18 protein-coding genes are annotated in these 15,875 nt (G+C 36.6%); all 18 read right to left on the reverse strand.

All coding sequences use genetic code 11. From position 1 onward, the window contains the following. Positions 1-264: 264 nt before the first annotated feature. Positions 265-2,343: a type I DNA topoisomerase gene (gene topA / locus ABC228_RS04610; RefSeq protein ID WP_345823908.1), complete on the reverse strand. Its 2,079-nt coding sequence runs from the start codon at positions 2,341-2,343 to the stop codon at positions 265-267. 260 nt (positions 2,344-2,603) lie between these two features. Beyond that, a complete protein-coding gene (gene dprA / locus ABC228_RS04615) occupies positions 2,604-3,503 on the reverse strand; it encodes a DNA-processing protein DprA (protein ID WP_345823909.1) in 900 nt (299 codons plus the stop codon). A 73-nt stretch (positions 3,504-3,576) separates the two neighbouring features. After that, positions 3,577-4,479 (reverse strand): succinate--CoA ligase subunit alpha, encoded by a 903-nt coding sequence (gene sucD, locus ABC228_RS04620; RefSeq protein ID WP_345823910.1) that lies wholly within the window; start codon positions 4,477-4,479, stop codon positions 3,577-3,579. Between the two features lie 52 nt (positions 4,480-4,531). Beyond that, positions 4,532-5,698, reverse strand: coding sequence for an ADP-forming succinate--CoA ligase subunit beta (sucC, locus tag ABC228_RS04625; RefSeq protein ID WP_345823911.1), 1,167 nt, complete (start codon positions 5,696-5,698; stop codon positions 4,532-4,534). Between the two features lie 90 nt (positions 5,699-5,788). Further along, the gene (locus ABC228_RS04630) at positions 5,789-6,073 is read right to left on the reverse strand and encodes an EscU/YscU/HrcU family type III secretion system export apparatus switch protein (protein WP_345823912.1); all 285 of its coding nucleotides are present in this window, start codon (positions 6,071-6,073) and stop codon (positions 5,789-5,791) included. After that, on the reverse strand, positions 6,070-7,770 hold the full coding sequence (locus tag ABC228_RS04635; RefSeq protein ID WP_345823913.1) for a hypothetical protein: 1,701 nt from the start codon (positions 7,768-7,770) through the stop codon (positions 6,070-6,072). Before ABC228_RS04635 ends, ABC228_RS04630 begins: the two co-directional genes overlap by 4 nt. Before the next feature lie 11 nt (positions 7,771-7,781). Next, the gene (locus ABC228_RS04640) at positions 7,782-8,555 is read right to left on the reverse strand and encodes a ribonuclease HII (protein WP_345823914.1); all 774 of its coding nucleotides are present in this window, start codon (positions 8,553-8,555) and stop codon (positions 7,782-7,784) included. Positions 8,556-8,679: 124 nt separating this feature from the next. Next, positions 8,680-9,534 (reverse strand): ribosome biogenesis GTPase YlqF, encoded by an 855-nt coding sequence (gene ylqF / locus ABC228_RS04645; protein WP_345823915.1) that lies wholly within the window; start codon positions 9,532-9,534, stop codon positions 8,680-8,682. Positions 9,535-9,541: 7 nt separating this feature from the next. Next, positions 9,542-10,084, reverse strand: coding sequence for a signal peptidase I (gene lepB / locus ABC228_RS04650; protein WP_345823916.1), 543 nt, complete (start codon positions 10,082-10,084; stop codon positions 9,542-9,544). A gap of 123 nt (positions 10,085-10,207) precedes the next feature. Next, positions 10,208-10,552 (reverse strand): 50S ribosomal protein L19, encoded by a 345-nt coding sequence (gene rplS / locus ABC228_RS04655; protein ID WP_345823917.1) that lies wholly within the window; start codon positions 10,550-10,552, stop codon positions 10,208-10,210. Between the two features lie 162 nt (positions 10,553-10,714). Further along, positions 10,715-11,452: a tRNA (guanosine(37)-N1)-methyltransferase TrmD gene (gene trmD, locus ABC228_RS04660; protein ID WP_345823918.1), complete on the reverse strand. Its 738-nt coding sequence runs from the start codon at positions 11,450-11,452 to the stop codon at positions 10,715-10,717. Further along, positions 11,452-11,967, reverse strand: coding sequence for a ribosome maturation factor RimM (gene rimM, locus ABC228_RS04665; RefSeq protein ID WP_345823919.1), 516 nt, complete (start codon positions 11,965-11,967; stop codon positions 11,452-11,454). Before rimM ends, trmD begins: the two co-directional genes overlap by 1 nt. A gap of 12 nt (positions 11,968-11,979) precedes the next feature. Next, a complete protein-coding gene (locus ABC228_RS04670) occupies positions 11,980-12,369 on the reverse strand; it encodes a YlqD family protein (RefSeq protein WP_345823920.1) in 390 nt (129 codons plus the stop codon). Between the two features lie 95 nt (positions 12,370-12,464). Further along, on the reverse strand, positions 12,465-12,692 hold the full coding sequence (locus tag ABC228_RS04675) for a KH domain-containing protein (protein ID WP_345823921.1): 228 nt from the start codon (positions 12,690-12,692) through the stop codon (positions 12,465-12,467). 14 nt (positions 12,693-12,706) lie between these two features. Continuing rightward, entirely contained in the window at positions 12,707-12,976 is a 270-nt protein-coding gene (gene rpsP / locus ABC228_RS04680; protein WP_345823922.1) for a 30S ribosomal protein S16, read from the reverse strand. Between the two features lie 119 nt (positions 12,977-13,095). Beyond that, complete coding sequence (ffh, locus tag ABC228_RS04685; protein WP_345823923.1) at positions 13,096-14,445, reverse strand: signal recognition particle protein; 1,350 nt, start codon at positions 14,443-14,445, stop codon at positions 13,096-13,098. Between the two features lie 13 nt (positions 14,446-14,458). Further along, positions 14,459-14,785, reverse strand: a complete 327-nt coding sequence (locus tag ABC228_RS04690) for a putative DNA-binding protein (RefSeq protein WP_345823924.1) — start codon at positions 14,783-14,785, stop codon at positions 14,459-14,461. 80 nt (positions 14,786-14,865) lie between these two features. Then, positions 14,866-15,864 (reverse strand): signal recognition particle-docking protein FtsY, encoded by a 999-nt coding sequence (gene ftsY / locus ABC228_RS04695; protein ID WP_345823925.1) that lies wholly within the window; start codon positions 15,862-15,864, stop codon positions 14,866-14,868. Positions 15,865-15,875: the final 11 nt, after the last annotated feature.

Here is a 15,875-nt window from a genome sequence, read left to right on the forward strand (position 1 = left end):
ATTGTATTTTGTAGCTACTCTGCGCTATGTAATTCTTACTGTCAAGTAGTTTGGCTTACCACTGGATAATTATATCGGTTCATATTTAAATAGTCAACAAAGAACTATTCATTTTTCGACATTATTCGATACCTTTAAATATTGAAAAAAATAGTACATCAACTAGTGTTTCCATTTATTCGAAATTATAATCAGAAAAATCAAAATTGGCATGCGTCGAGCTAAAAGAGCAAAGGAAAAGTCGCTCAAAAATGAGCGACTCATTTAATTTTGTGTATTTTCTTTATAATCACAGTTCGTACATTGAATCTGCGTTTCCTTTTTCGTTCTTTTTTCTACGAGCAGTGAATCACATTTTGGACATGGTCTTGCGATTGGTTTATCCCATGATACAAAATCACATTCTGGAAAGCGATCACATCCAAAAAAGACTCGACGTTTCTTTGATTTCCGTTCCACAACGTTTCCTTCATTACATTTTGGACAGGTAACACCAATTTCCTTCAGAATAGGCTTTGTATTGCGACAGTCTGGGAAGTTTGAACAAGCTAGAAACTTTCCGTATCGACCCATTTTATAAACCATTTCATGCCCACAGTTCTCACAATCAATTCCTGCGGGTTCATCTTTTATTTCAATTTTCTCCATCTCTTCTTCTGCTTTGATTAAGCGTTTATGGAATCCCTGATAGAAATCGTCGATAATATTAACCCATTCTACTTTTCCTTCTTCTACAGCATCTAAATCATTTTCCATTTTTGCCGTAAATTCCACATCTAGGATTTCTGGGAAAAATTCTTTTAATGATTCAATTACAATTATTCCAAGTTCTGTAGGAATAAATCGCTTATTATCTAGTGTCACATAGCCTCTGCGCTGAATCGTATCTAGCGTAGGAGCGTAGGTGGAAGGTCTCCCTATTCCTAATTCCTCCATCGTCCGAACAAGTCTAGCTTCCGTATATCGTGGTGGCGGCTGTGTAAAGTGTTGATTCGGATTAATTTCGTTAGCGTCCACAACCATTCCTTCTTCAAGGTTTGGTAGAAATTTGTCTTCATCCTTTTTATTATCATCCGTTCCCTCTACATAGACCTTCATAAAGCCTTTGAACTTTACTTTTGAACCAGTAGCACGAAACTCTACATTATTATTCGCTAATTGAACAGTCATGGTATCCAAGATTGCTGGAGCCATTTGACTCGCTAAGAAGCGTTCCCAAATTAACTTATATAGTCGTAATTGATCTCTTGATAGAATCGCTTTTAAAGAGCTAGGATCACGCAGTACAGAAGTAGGTCGAATAGCTTCATGAGCATCCTGAGCGTTTTCCTTCTGCTTATCCGTTTTATTTCCCCCTAAGAATTCAGTTCCATATTTCTCCTCAATATAACCTTTCGCTTCTTGTTTAGCTGTTTCAGAAATACGAGTAGAATCCGTACGCATGTAAGTAATTAAACCAGTAATTCCTCCAGCTGTTCTCCCAAGATCAATTCCTTCATATAATTGCTGTGCAATCATCATGGTTTTCTTTGCACGGAAGTTTAACTTTCTTGCCGCTTCTTGCTGTAAAGAAGAGGTTGTGAAAGGTTTTGCTGGATTACGTCTTCTTTCCTTCTTCGTAACCTTTTCTATTGTAAACTTTTTATCTACTAATTTACTTAAAACCTCTTTTACTTCAGATTCTGATTTTAGCTCTAGTTTTTTACCATCAATTCCATAAAAAGAGCCATCAAACTGTTCGGTATCCTGTGAGAAGTTTGCTTCAATTGACCAGTACTCTTCTGGTTTGAAATTCTCTATTTCATTTTCTCGGTCAATTATCATTTTCAACGCTACGGATTGTACACGACCAGCACTAAGTCCTTTTTTAACCTTCTTCCAAAGTAATGGACTTATATTATATCCTACTAGTCGGTCTAGAATTCTTCTAGCCTGCTGCGCATCTACTAAATCAGCATCGATAGAACGTGGATGTTTAAAGGATTCTTTTATAGCATCCTTTGTTATTTCATTAAAGACCACCCGACATTCTGAATTTTCATCTACATTTAAGACATGTGCCAAATGCCATGCAATCGCTTCCCCTTCTCTATCTGGGTCGGCTGCTAGGTAAATTTTCTTTGCTTTTTTAGCTGATTTCTTTAAGTCCTTTAAAACATCACCTTTACCGCGTATTGTAATATACTTTGGTTTATACGAATCTTCTACATCAACACCTGTTTGACTTTTTGGTAAATCACGAACATGTCCCATAGAAGCTTTAACTTTATATTTTTTACCTAAGTATCGTTCAATTGTTTTTGCTTTAGCCGGTGATTCTACAATTACGAGATAGTCTGCCATCTTATTTCCTCCTAAGCTGAGGTAACTTTAAGCGAATAACCTAATATAAAGTAATACCTAAATCATTCGAATCAAAAAGTTTTATACATCTAAATGTAAGAATATATGTTTAAAATGTCAACAAATTCATTTTAAACTTTCTAAAAATAAACTATTTTACTTACAATTTCGCTACCAAATTTTTACCACTAAATCCTCACTAATATTAAATATATACAATACATTTGTCAAACATACTGTTAATATCTTATCCATTAAAATTACAAATTCATCCAATTATCACCCAGTAACTCCCAGTCTTGATGAATATCTTCATACGTAATAACAAGCTTCGCACCCTCCTGGATTAATTTCAGGCATCCTTTTGACTGCAGAATATGCGGAGAACCAGGAACTGCATATACCTCTCTTCCCTGATCTAATGCTTGATTTACTGTTATCAAAGTACCACTTTTTTCTGTTGCTTCTATAACTAATGTCCCAAAACTTAAACCACTTATGATTCGATTCCTTTCCGGAAAATAGTACGGTTTTGGTGGGGTATTGGGAGGGTATTCAGAAAGTACTAATCCATCGTGTTCAATTTGGTGAAAAAGAGGCTGATTCTCTCTAGGATATATATGGCGGAAGCCACTCCCAAGTACAGCTATGGTTTTACCTTGATAGTGTAAAGCAAGCTGATGTGCATAACTATCGATTCCTTTAGCCATTCCACTTATGACGACCCAATTCGCTTTAACCAATGGCGTTACAAGAAATTTGATTTTATGACTTGCCATTGGTGATGGACTTCTTGTTCCAATCACACTAATTGCCGGCAGTTTTTTTAATAAGCTGACATCCCCCGAGGCATAGAGAACAAGCGGGGCATCTTTTATAGTTTTTAACATAGGTGGATATAATTCGTCATTTATCGTTATACCACGATATGTTTGCAAATCCTTGAATAATTCCTTTCTAATAGTCGGATTATGAATATCATGGTATAGCATTTCTGCTTTTTTATGAGGGATGGATAAATATTGAATTATTTGTGCAGAGGAGTAAGAATAGATGGTTTGTAAAGATGGATCAATTTGGAGTAACTTACGAAGTTTACTTCTCGATATGCCTCTACATCGATGAAGATGAAGCAGGTTAACTTGAGTTTCAGTGTACAAGAACTCACTTCCTTTTATTAAATTATAATGAAGGAACCTAAAAGATAGCGTCTTTTAGGTTCCTTATAAAATATTAATGTGTTTTACATTTTTCTGCTAAACCTTTTTCTTCAAGCACTCGGATCATTGTTTCTCCAATTACTGATGGCGTTTCCGCAACTTGAATTCCGCATTCATTCATAACACGAATTTTCTCATCTGCAGTACCTTTACCACCTGAAATTATCGCACCAGCATGACCCATACGTTTTCCTGGAGGTGCAGTTGCTCCACCAATGAAACCAACTACAGGTTTTGTCATATTTGCCTTAACCCATTCTGCAGCTTCTTCTTCAGCTGTACCTCCGATTTCGCCGATCATCACGACAGCGTAAGTTTCCGGGTCATCATTAAATGCTTTTAAAACATCGATAAAGTTTGTTCCGTTAACAGGGTCTCCACCGATACCAACTGCAGTAGTTTGACCATAGCCTTCTTGTGATAGTTGATGAACCGCTTCATAAGTTAACGTACCAGAGCGTGATACAACACCAATATGTCCTTTTGTATGGATATAACCAGGCATAATACCAATCTTACACGCTTCTGGAGAGATAACACCTGGACAGTTCGGTCCAATTAAACGTGTTTTCTTCCCTTCCATATAACGTTTAACTTTTACCATATCTAGAACAGGAATATGCTCTGTAATACAGATGACTAGGTCTAACTCTGCATCAACCGCCTCTAATATTGCGTCAGCAGCAAATGGAGCGGGTACATAGATTACAGATGCATTTGCACCTGTAGCATCTACAGCTTCTTTTACTGTATTAAAAACTGGAACACCTTCTACTTCTGTTCCACCTTTTTTCGGTGTAACACCACCAACAATCTTAGTACCATACTCAAGCATTTGTTTTGTATGGAATCTAGCGGTTCCGCCAGTAATCCCTTGGACAATTACTTTCGTATCTTTATTTACATATACACTCATTTTCGTCCGTCCTTTCTCAAAACTAGTCTATTCAAATAGAAAATTTCATAAATTATGAAGCTTTTACTAAGGATACGATTTTTTCTGCGCCATCAGCCATTGAATCTGCAGAAATAATGTTTAATCCAGATTCGTTTAAGATTTTCTTACCTAAGTCTACATTTGTTCCTTCTAAACGAACAACTAATGGTATGTTTAATCCAACCTGTTTTGTAGCTTCTACAACACCTTCTGCGATGACATCACATTTCATAATTCCACCGAAGATATTGACGAAGATACCTTTTACATTTTTGTCGGACAAAATGATTTTAAATGCTTCGGTAACTTTTTCAGCAGTAGCACCGCCCCCAACGTCAAGGAAGTTTGCGGGTTCTCCGCCATAATGTTTAATAATGTCCATAGTAGACATTGCAAGACCAGCACCATTTACCATACAACCAATGTTACCATCTAAAGCAACATAACTTAGATCATATTTAGATGCTTCAATTTCTTTCTCGTCTTCTTCATCTAAATCACGATATTCAATAACGTCTTTTTGACGATATAAAGCGTTATCATCAAAGTTTAATTTTGCATCTAATGCAAGGACTTCTCCATCACCAGTTGTAACTAATGGATTAATTTCAGCAATAGAACAGTCTTTCTCTACAAATGCTTGATATAAACCATTCATAAATTTAACTGCTTTATTAAGTAGTTCGTCTGGAATATTTATATTAAATGCTAGTCTACGAGCTTGATAACCAGTTAATCCAACTACTGGATCAATTACTTCTTTGAAGATTTTTTCTGGTGTATTTTCTGCAACTTCCTCAATCTCTGTACCGCCCTCTTCTGATGCCATCATAACGACACGAGATGTGGCACGGTCTAGTACAACACCAACATAATATTCTTTTTGAATATCGCAGCCTTCTTCGATAAGCAAGCGCTTAACTTCTTTACCTTCTGGACCAGTTTGATGTGTAACAAGTGTTTTACCTAGAATTTCATCAGCATATGTACGTACTTCTTCTAAACTCTTAGCAACTTTTACACCACCAGCCTTCCCGCGTCCACCAGCGTGAATTTGTGCTTTGACAACGGTAACAGAAGTACCTAATTTCTTCGCAGCCTCTACAGCTTCATCTACTGTATATGCAACATATCCATTAGGAACTTTTACACCATAGTTGCGTAAAATTTCTTTCCCTTGATACTCATGAATATTCATTCTATATCCTCCCATCAAAATTCACTGCATTTTCATTGTATTAAAAAACATGAAATATAACAAGAAAAGAGCAAAAATATTGTCGTATAATCATTCTTCTTTTTTCATTTGCTCCATGCTTTGATCTGTTCGATATATAAAAGCAAACACTTCTGCCACTGCTTGATAAAGCTCTTCCGGTATTTTTTCATTAATATCTAGCTCAGCTAAAATTTCAACCAGGGATGAATCCTCTAGTATAGGTATCTGATGCTCCTTCGCCTTTTTTAATATGTTATCCGCGACCAGTCCTTTACCGGAGGCTGATATTCTTGGAACATAGTCTTTATCATGGTCATAACTAAGCGCTACGGCTTTTTGTCTTTTTTCTATCATATCCTAAAATCAACTCCACGATAGGAAGCCTGTTGCTTTTCCTTTTTTTTACTATAGATTTCTTTTTCTTCGTGATTGGTCAATGGTTTACAAGTAATGGTAGACAACTGGTAGTTAATCCTCTCCAGCCCTTCCTTTAGTAGTGGCTTGAATGACTTCGTTAAACCGCTTATTTCTTGATCATTTAATATGGTTATCGAAATGTTTCGCTTCTGAACATTCATGTCGATTACTGTCTTTTGTAATTGTTGTAAATCTAGATAAAATACAATACGACAATAATCTGGATTTATTTCACCAGCTTCATTTTTCTGTCCTTCAAACGAAATCTCCATATCTTGCTTGAGCCCTAGTTTCTCGGATGGTATAAGCAAACTCGCTTGAAGAAAATTATCTGTTTCACTCAACGACTGTAATTGCATTCCATTAATAAAATGTAGCAATTTAGATGCTTGGTCTTGAACATTTCCATCTGCTTGCTGAATAAGCTGAAGCAATAATCCTTTTAGAGTATTGGTTTGATCTAGCTTTTCATCAACAATAGACTTTTCATATTGTAATCCTGTATGGTGTAATACATTGCTCACTTGTTCTAAGAACTGATTTTTTATCGTTTGCTGAATTAGTTGTTCAGAGTCCTTATTTATCTGAGTGTTTGCTAAAATTTCAAGGTCAATGACTAAGTTTCTTAAGTCCATCGGTGTATTTTGAATTGGATTGCTCCTATTTTGATTTCCTATGTTTTGCTGTATTTCCAATTGCAATCGGCTAAATTGATTATCTGAAATAGGTACACCTTTTGCAATACTGGTATGTAATGTTTCTCCCCACTTACCCAATATACTACTAGCATTTTGCTTCAAAATACCCTGGTTTTGTACCAACTGCTCAATTGCCGTTGCCACCTTAGGAAAGTCAAGTTTTGCTGATGATGTATCACCAGTTAAAAACATTTTAACTTGGTTACTCCATTCTGAAAACTGCATATCACGGCTTATTGAACCAGTTGCTTTTAACAAATTAAATACAGAAGGGTTTTGAGATAATTGTATGATTTGCTTAACTTCCGAATCCGTTTTGATTCCCGTAAATTGTGTAATCTGATTCATTAGAGTCTGTTTATGAATTGGTTGAATTCCATCCGTGCGCTGTAAAACACCTTGCAGTTCTGAAAGGTTTGCCGAGAAAGTTCCATCCATTCTTGTATATAACGCTTGGAAAGTAGATTTTGTGATAGGCAACTTACTCGCTATCATTTTATGCAGAACAGTATGTGCTAGAACTTTATTCGGTGCTCCTTCTAATAAAGGTAGCGCTCTTTGCAGTTGCTGTTTGTCAAAAGGAATTTTATTGTTTAATAGTCCTTGTACAAGCGACTCGCTTAGTTTAGATTGCTTTAATCCAAGTTGCTGTAACAAGTCTACGAGATTCATTTGACTATTCAATTTTAACGACTCACCAACTACTTTTAAGTAAACAACTTTGTCACCACCCTGTACTTGAAAATGATACCTTGCTCCAACTTCAAGGGCAGCTTCTAATTGAGCAACCATTTGTTGCGAGCCAAGCTGAATTTGAGCTTTATTATTTGGAAAAAGCTTGATAATTTTCCCTTGAATGATTTGGCCTGGCCTAAAAGCTTGTGTTGTGTCACTCAATTTTGTCAATTGGTGGATATTAATCTTCTGGATACTCAATTAGATTCACCTCATTTCAATAAAACATCTTTGACAGGTCCAAATGTTTTTCGATGGTATGGAGAAATACCATGTTCCATCAATTTTTCAAGATGGACCTTTGTACCATATCCCATGTTCGATTCGAAATCATACATAGGATAATTCTGATGAATTTCCTTCATAATATTATCGCGAGTTACTTTAGCTAATATACTTGCCGCTGCAATAGAAATACTTTTAGCATCCCCTTTAATAATCGCTTCTGAACTGCATGATAAACCCTCAAGTTTAACTGCATCGATTAATGTATGATCTGCTGTAGGGGTTAATTGGTTTAAAGCTTCTTTCATAGCTAATTTTGTTGCTTCAAAGATATTAATCCTATCAATTGTTTCACTATCAATAATGGATACCCCATAACAGATTGCATGTTCTTTAATATAATGAAAATATGCTTCTCTTGCTTCTTCCTTTAATTGCTTGGAATCATTTAATCCTAGTAATTTAAAATCTGATGGTAATATTACGGCAGCAGCAACTACAGGTCCTGCAAGAGGTCCCCTTCCAGCTTCATCAATACCTGCTACAAATCGTTTCCCTGCAGCATAAGCTCTTTGCTCATATGTACACATTTCGTTAAAGGCAATCTCTAACGCTCGTTCTTTTTGCTTCTGTTTCTCGTATGAAGTAATAAGCTGCTGAACACCTTTACGTTCGTCCTTTTTTAATGTCTCAATATCATTAGTGGATATTAAATTATCCTGGAATAATTTTCGTAATGTTGTAATCGATTGTTTTTCCATCTTGTCACCTATCTCTCAATACTTATATCGGCATATTATTATGAAAATAAAAGAAAATTAGCGTGTTTAATATTAATTCTCTTCTTAACAAGTAAAAAGACATCCATCTAGTTGATGCATGTCTTTATTCTTCATTTCCTGGCTTCTCCAAGGTGATATTCCCTAAGCGACCAGTTCTTAAATCTCTCAGGACAATGTCAGCGACTTTATCAAAATTCACATTTCCTCCGCTTTCCAGGGCACCCCTAAATTTACCAATCTGATTAAATATTTCCAACATATCTTCTACATCTTGTTCAAGCTGATACCGTTCTTCTAGAAGAAGTGGATAGTGTTCTTTCATATAATTAATCACAAATGCAACAATATCTTGTAACGATAATAATTGATCTTTAATAGTACCAATTGCAGCTAGTCGGTATCCCACCATTTGATCCTCAAACTTAGGCCACAAGATACCAGGAGTATCTAATAACTCAAAATCTTTTTTTACTTTAATCCAAAGCTGCTGCTTTGTTACACCAGGACGATCGCCAACTTTGGCAATCTTTTTATTTGCAAGTCGATTAATCAAGGTAGATTTTCCAACATTTGGAATACCAACTATCATGGCTCTAGCAGGTCTAGGCTGAATCCCTTTCTTAATCAGCTTATCCAGCTTTATCTGACCAAGCTCCTTCGCTAGTTGAATTACCCTGTTGATATCACTCTTATCATTTACATTAACCGCTAACGCCGGAATATCTCTTTCCTTAAAATATGAAATCCACTCATTCGTAACCTTCGTATCAGCCAAATCTTTTTTCATTAATAAGATCATTTTGGATTTATTTTGTAATACTTGTTGAAGCATTGGATTTTGTGAAGATAATGGTGCGCGAGCATCTACTAGTTCCATCACAAAATCTACGAGCTTTAACTTTTCCTCTATTTCTCTTCTGGCCTTGGCCATATGGCCTGGAAACCATTGTATTGTCATCCTGAATCTACTCTCCTATAAATTGCATTCTATCAAATGGCCAGTAGATAGCACTTGCTTTACCAACAATTTGATCGATTGGTATTGGACCAAGTAATCGACTGTCTGTAGAATTGGTACGGTTATCCCCTAATACAAAGACATGTCCCTCAGGAACGGTCTCATAGTTGCCCATAACCTCTTCCATTGTAAAATCCTCTGTCATGATAGATGGATTTTCACTTAGCAAATTCTCGTCAATCGGTTGTCCATTTATGTATAAAACATTATCCTTATATGCTACGTGTTCTCCCGGTAATCCAATCACACGTTTAATGAAGTCCTTCTTATCATTGGCATGAAAGACCACAATATCAAAACGTTCTGGTTGATCAAATCGGTAAGTAAATTTGTTCACTATCATTTGATCACGATCATGGAGTGTTGGCAGCATAGATGGCCCATCAACAATAATGGGTGTGAAGAAAAAGGTTCTTACTAGAAAAGCTAACGCAAACGCAATTAGCAGTGCTTTTACCCAATCAAACCATTCGCTTTTTCGTTTCGCCATAATCTAACCTCCGAGGCCTGCTAAGTATAAGATTATTTTTTACCCTACTATATTTTTTTATGTAAAAAGGAGCTTGAATAAAATACCAAGCTCCTTTCTAATTGCATTCTTCGATTTCTAGTCTTATCGACGTTCTTTAATACGTGCTGCTTTTCCGCGTAGGTTACGAAGATAGTATAGTTTCGCACGACGAACAACACCGCGACGAGAAACTTCGATTTTATCAATACGAGGTGAATGTACTGGGAAAGTACGTTCAACACCTACACCATAAGAAATCTTTCTTACTGTAAATGTCTCGCTGATTCCACCGTTTTGACGTTTAATAACGACACCTTCGAATACCTGGATACGTTCACGGCTACCTTCGACAACCTTAACGTGAACTTTAACAGTATCTCCTGGGCGGAAATCAGGATGATCGTTACGAAGCTGATCTTTTGTGATTTCTTCGATTAATTTTTGCATCCTGCTTCACTCCTTCCAAACCAATGCTCATATTCCCGATGGCAACAGCGGAACATCGTTTATATGCACTTAATCGCACTTAAGCACAATAAATAATATACCATAATCCAAACCAGACTTCAACTAGATTTTTTATAAGAAAAAGAGATTAAGCAAACCTTGTCAGCGATCTTGATTGGATATCATATCAAGAATTTTCTTATCTTCTTCTGTTAATGGATAATCGTCAAATAAATCTCTTCGACGTTCATAGGTGCGTTTAAGAGATTCCTTACGGCGCCAAGCCTCAATTTTTGCGTGGTCACCTGACATCAATATATCAGGAACCTTCATGCCACGAAAATCTGCTGGCCTCGTATAGTGAGGGTGCTCTAATAACCCTGTTGAGAACGAATCCTGCGGGGCTGATTCCTTATTTCCAAGTACATCTGGCAATAGTCTTACTACACTATCTACAATCACCATGGCACCTAGCTCACCTCCCGTTAAGACATAATCTCCGATGGAAATTTCATCCGTAATGAGATGCTCTCGAATGCGTTCATCATAACCTTCATAATGTCCGCAAATAAGGATAAGCTGCTCTGATGTAGCGAATTCTTCCGCTTTTTTTTGCGTATACCGTTCCCCTTGCGGACACATCAGAATCACTCTCGGTTTTGATGATGTTTCCTTTGTAATTGCTTCTACCGCATCAAAGACCGGTTGTGGTGACAACACCATACCCGCTCCACCACCATAAGGATAATCATCCACCTTATTATGCTTGCTTTCTGTGTAATCTCGAAAGTTTACTAGGTTATAGCTGAACTTATTTTTCTCTTGTGCTTTTTTTAAAATGGATGTATTTAATACACTCTCAATCATTTCTGGAAATAATGTTAAAATGTCGATATGCATTACTCAAGCAATCCTTCCATTGGTTCAATAACGATACGTTTCTCGTCAACATCTACCTCAAGCACTACCTCTTCTATATAAGGAATTAATATATCCTTCCCTTTAGGTTGTTTAATAACCCAGACATCATTAGCACCTGGGGCAAGTATCTCCTTAATAACACCTAGGAGTTTTCCATCATTGGTAAATACTTCACTTCCAATAACTTCATGATAATAGAACTCGTTTTCATCTAATTCAGTTAGCTTTGATTCCGGGATTTTCAGGTGGGATTCCTTAAAATGCTCTACATCATTGATATTATTAAGGTTTTTAAAATGTAGTAAATCAAACCCTTTGTGAACTCTATGCCCATCAATGGTTAACTCCCGAACAACGGTATTGTCCGTTACTAAATATAATGTATTCCCGATTTCGAAACGCTCTTCAAAGTCACTAATTCGAAGAACTTTCACATCCCCACGTATTCCATGAGTATTAATTATTTTTCCTACTGTATACAATTTTTCTTCCATTTTTCTCACCTGCTAATTATCAATTCGAACAACAACATCATCCTTTATAACTATTGCTGTTTGTTCCATGATTTCATTCCAATGCGTACCAACATTGACTTCAACAAGAGCTTCAACCTCGCGTTCCACAATTTCACTACCAATTTCTAGCATTTCCAATTGATTCATTTTAAACTCAACTAACTTCATTTTTTCTTTACGGTTCTTAATTTCCTGTTGAAAGCGTTCCTGTAGTTCCTGCTTCGATATTCCTTTTTTATTCTGAAGTTTACGCTGCTCAAATAATAGCTGTTGACACTCTTGCTCAAGCCGCATTTTATGTTTATGAAATTTTCCGTATAGCTTTTGCTTGCTTGTTTCCGTTATAACTTGCTTAATAACGATCTTTTTAATTATATTCACTTTTATTTCCTCACTCTCGGCCGAATTAGAGTTGCGGTCATATGCGTGAAAATCTATGCATGTATAAAAAGGGAAAGGTTTCCCTTTCCCTCTTTTTACATTATATCCAAATAGATTCGTTTGTTAGCATCCGTCTTTGCTGCATAAACAACCGTACGAATCGCTTTTGCAATGCGCCCGTTTTTGCCGATAACCTTTCCAACATCCTGTTGATTGACAGTAAGATGATAAATAACCTTTGTATCTTCTTCTTTTTCTGTCACAACAACGTCATCTGGGTAATCGACTAATGGTGTAACAATCGATTCAATTAGGGCTTTCATGATATCACACTACTTTACTGATTTTTTTGTTCGTGGAATTTTTTCATGATGCCTTCTTTTGAAAATAAGTTACGTACTGTATCACTTGGCTTAGCACCTTTTGTCATCCAATCAAGTGCTTTTGCTTCATCTATTTTAACTTCAACTGGATCAACTACAGGGTTATAAGTTCCAATTTGTTCAATAGAACGTCCGTCACGAGGAGAACGTGAATCAGCTACAACAATACGATAAAATGGATTTCTTTTAGATCCCATACGCTTTAAACGAATTTTTACTGCCATTACTTGCACCTCCATTAAAAGTTTCTCACAAGAATAAATTCTAACAGAAACTTGTTTGTCTGTAAAGTGTTTTTCCATTACATCATTATTTTGATTAATTAATATGATTTAACCAGCTGCTAAAATGGGTTAAATGGAAGCTTGAAGCCTTTTCCTTTTTTACCTTTTTGCATATTTGTCATCTGCTTCATCATTTTCTTCATCTCGTCAAATTGCTTTAAGAGACGGTTTACTTGAGAAACTGATGTACCAGATCCTTTTGCAATACGTTTCTTACGACTTGCATTCATGACACTTGGGTCTTCGCGTTCTTTTTTAGTCATTGATTGAATGATAGCTTCTACATGAACAAGCTGTTTTTCATCTATTTGGGCATTTTTTAAGCCCTTCATCTTATTTGCTCCTGGAATCATTGCAAGTAAATCATCCAGTGGACCCATATTTCTTACCTGCCCCATTTGCTCTAGGAAATCATCAAATGTAAAGGACATGGTTCGCATTTTTTCTTCTAGCGCTTTTGCTTGTTTTTCATCGACAGATGCTTGGGCCTTCTCAATTAATGTTAATACATCACCCATGCCTAAAATACGTGAAGCCATACGCTCAGGATGGAAGGCTTCAAGCTGGTCTAATTTCTCGCCCATACCTGCGAATTTTACTGACTTTCCTGTTACAGCTTTAATCGATAAGGCAGCACCACCTCGAGTATCACCATCGAGCTTCGTTAGTACAACACCAGAAATATCCAACTGATTATTAAAGCTTTCTGCAACATTAACTGCGTCCTGACCTGTCATAGCGTCTACAACTAAGAATATTTCATCAGGCTTTACAGTTGCTTTTATTTCTTCTAATTCATTCATCAAATCTGTATCGACATGAAGTCGACCAGCGGTATCAATGATAACATAATCATGATGATCTTCTTTAGCCTTTTCTAATGCTTGTTTGGCAATATCAACCGGATTTGCTTCTGTTCCCATTGAAAACACAGGCATACTTAATTGTTGACCAAGTGTCTCCAGCTGTTTAATGGCCGCAGGGCGATATACATCACATGCTACTAGTAGTGGCGAACGGTTATGCTTCTTGCGTAGTAGATTAGCAAGCTTACCAGTTGTTGTTGTTTTACCTGCACCCTGTAACCCAACCATCATGATAACGGTCGGCGGTCGATCACTGACAGCAATTTTGCTTTGCTCGCCTCCCATTAACTCCGTTAACTCTTCTTTAACAACCTTTATTACCTGTTGACCTGGAGTCAGACTTTCCATTACTTCCTGACCAATGGCACGTTCCTTAATATTCTTAATTAAATCTTTTACAACTTTAAAATTCACATCTGCCTCTAATAATGCAAGGCGAATCTCACGGGTCATTTCCTTAACATCTTGCTCGGAAACTTTCCCTTTTCCAGTAATCTTTTTAATGGTATTCTGCAGGCGGTCGGCCAATCCTTCAAATGCCATAGAAGGTGTCCCCCTAATCTAATTCTTTTAATTGATTAATATAGGTTAAGAGTTCTTTATCTTCTAATAAAGATGCCCTTTCCTCGAGCTTGTGAATAAGCTTCATACGTTTTTCAAACTTTTGGTATAAGTGCAATTTTTCCTCATACGATTCTAGCATTGCTTCCGTACGTTTTATATTGTCATATACCGCTTGTCTTGAAACATTTGCTTCCTCTGAAATTTCACCCAACGAATAGTCCTCTAAATAGTACATTTCCATATAATTACGTTGTTTGGGTGTTAGTAATGCTTGGTAAAAATCTAAAAGGTAATTCATTCTCGTCGTTTTCTCTAGCATTTCAACACCCCTTGTTAAGTGAAAATCCTTTACATTTTATCATAACGAACGTATACATAATTTGCAAGTGGAAGACAACCTCAATCTTCTTTTGTGTCTTCTAGCATATCTGCAAAAAGACCATAAACAAACGCATTCGCATCAAATTTTTGTAAGTCTTCTGCCTTTTCACCCAAGCCAACGAATTTTACTGGTATATTTAATTCGTTACGAATAGCAAGTACAATACCACCTTTGGCTGTACCATCTAGCTTTGTTAAGACAATTCCTGTTACATCTGTTGCCTCTGAAAAAGTCTTTGCTTGATTTAAAGCGTTCTGACCTGTCGTAGCATCTAATACTAGTAAAACCTCATGCGGAGCACCAGGAACTTCCCTTTCAATAACCCGTTTTACTTTTGCGAGTTCATTCATTAAATTTACTTTGTTTTGAAGGCGACCGGCTGTATCGCACAATAAAACATCAGCTTGACGTGATTTAGCAGCCTTGATGGCATCAAATATAACAGCTGCAGGGTCACTTCCAGCATTTTGTTTTATCACTTCTACTTCAGCTCGCTCCCCCCAAACCTCTAATTGTTCGATTGCACCTGCACGGAATGTATCGCCAGCTGCAAGCATTACATTCTTACCTTCCTGTTTTAACTGGTGAGCTAATTTTCCAATGGATGTTGTCTTTCCAACTCCATTAACACCAACAACTAGAATAACCGTAAGTTCTTTTTCTTGTAATTGCAACGTTTCTATTTGTTCATCATCATCACCATAGTAGATCTCTACTAATTTTTCAGAAATGACGTCTTTCACTTCCATTGAATCCTTTATGTTGCGGCGTTGAACTTCAAACTTCAACTCCTCGATTAAATCCATGACTGTCATAACGCCAACATCTGCTGATATTAGCACCTCCTCAAGCTCCTCGAAGAAATCTTCATCGACTTTACGATAGCGAGCTATTAGATCATTAATTCTACTGGAAAAGGACTTCCTCGTTTTTTCCATTCCTTCTTTATACTTGGATGATACCTCTTCTTGGTTATCTTGTTTGAATTTATTCTTTAGTTTCTGAATAAAGCTCATGTACCGAGCAC

It is taken from the genome of Ornithinibacillus xuwenensis (assembly GCF_039614845.1).
GTDB lineage: Bacteria > Bacillota > Bacilli > Bacillales > Amphibacillaceae > Ornithinibacillus > Ornithinibacillus xuwenensis.

What these genes read in the sequence shown, in the direction of transcription:
- sucD (WP_345823910.1), bottom strand. Translation starts at nt 4,479, where the DNA reads ATGAGTGTATATGTAAATAAAGATACGAAAGTAATTGTCCAAGGGATT.
- rplS (WP_345823917.1), bottom strand. Translation starts at nt 10,552, where the DNA reads ATGCAAAAATTAATCGAAGAAATCACAAAAGATCAGCTTCGTAACGAT.
- ffh (WP_345823923.1), bottom strand. Translation starts at nt 14,445, where the DNA reads ATGGCATTTGAAGGATTGGCCGACCGCCTGCAGAATACCATTAAAAAG.
- topA (WP_345823908.1), bottom strand. Translation starts at nt 2,343, where the DNA reads ATGGCAGACTATCTCGTAATTGTAGAATCACCGGCTAAAGCAAAAACA.
- trmD (WP_345823918.1), bottom strand. Translation starts at nt 11,452, where the DNA reads ATGCATATCGACATTTTAACATTATTTCCAGAAATGATTGAGAGTGTA.
- ABC228_RS04675 (WP_345823921.1), bottom strand. Translation starts at nt 12,692, where the DNA reads ATGAAAGCCCTAATTGAATCGATTGTTACACCATTAGTCGATTACCCA.
- ABC228_RS04630 (WP_345823912.1), bottom strand. Translation starts at nt 6,073, where the DNA reads ATGATAGAAAAAAGACAAAAAGCCGTAGCGCTTAGTTATGACCATGAT.
- ylqF (WP_345823915.1), bottom strand. Translation starts at nt 9,534, where the DNA reads ATGACAATACAATGGTTTCCAGGCCATATGGCCAAGGCCAGAAGAGAA.
- rimM (WP_345823919.1), bottom strand. Translation starts at nt 11,967, where the DNA reads ATGGAAGAAAAATTGTATACAGTAGGAAAAATAATTAATACTCATGGA.
- lepB (WP_345823916.1), bottom strand. Translation starts at nt 10,084, where the DNA reads ATGGCGAAACGAAAAAGCGAATGGTTTGATTGGGTAAAAGCACTGCTA.
- ABC228_RS04690 (WP_345823924.1), bottom strand. Translation starts at nt 14,785, where the DNA reads ATGCTAGAGAAAACGACGAGAATGAATTACCTTTTAGATTTTTACCAA.
- sucC (WP_345823911.1), bottom strand. Translation starts at nt 5,698, where the DNA reads ATGAATATTCATGAGTATCAAGGGAAAGAAATTTTACGCAACTATGGT.
- rpsP (WP_345823922.1), bottom strand. Translation starts at nt 12,976, where the DNA reads ATGGCAGTAAAAATTCGTTTAAAGCGTATGGGATCTAAAAGAAATCCA.
- ABC228_RS04640 (WP_345823914.1), bottom strand. Translation starts at nt 8,555, where the DNA reads ATGGAAAAACAATCGATTACAACATTACGAAAATTATTCCAGGATAAT.
- ftsY (WP_345823925.1), bottom strand. Translation starts at nt 15,864, where the DNA reads ATGAGCTTTATTCAGAAACTAAAGAATAAATTCAAACAAGATAACCAA.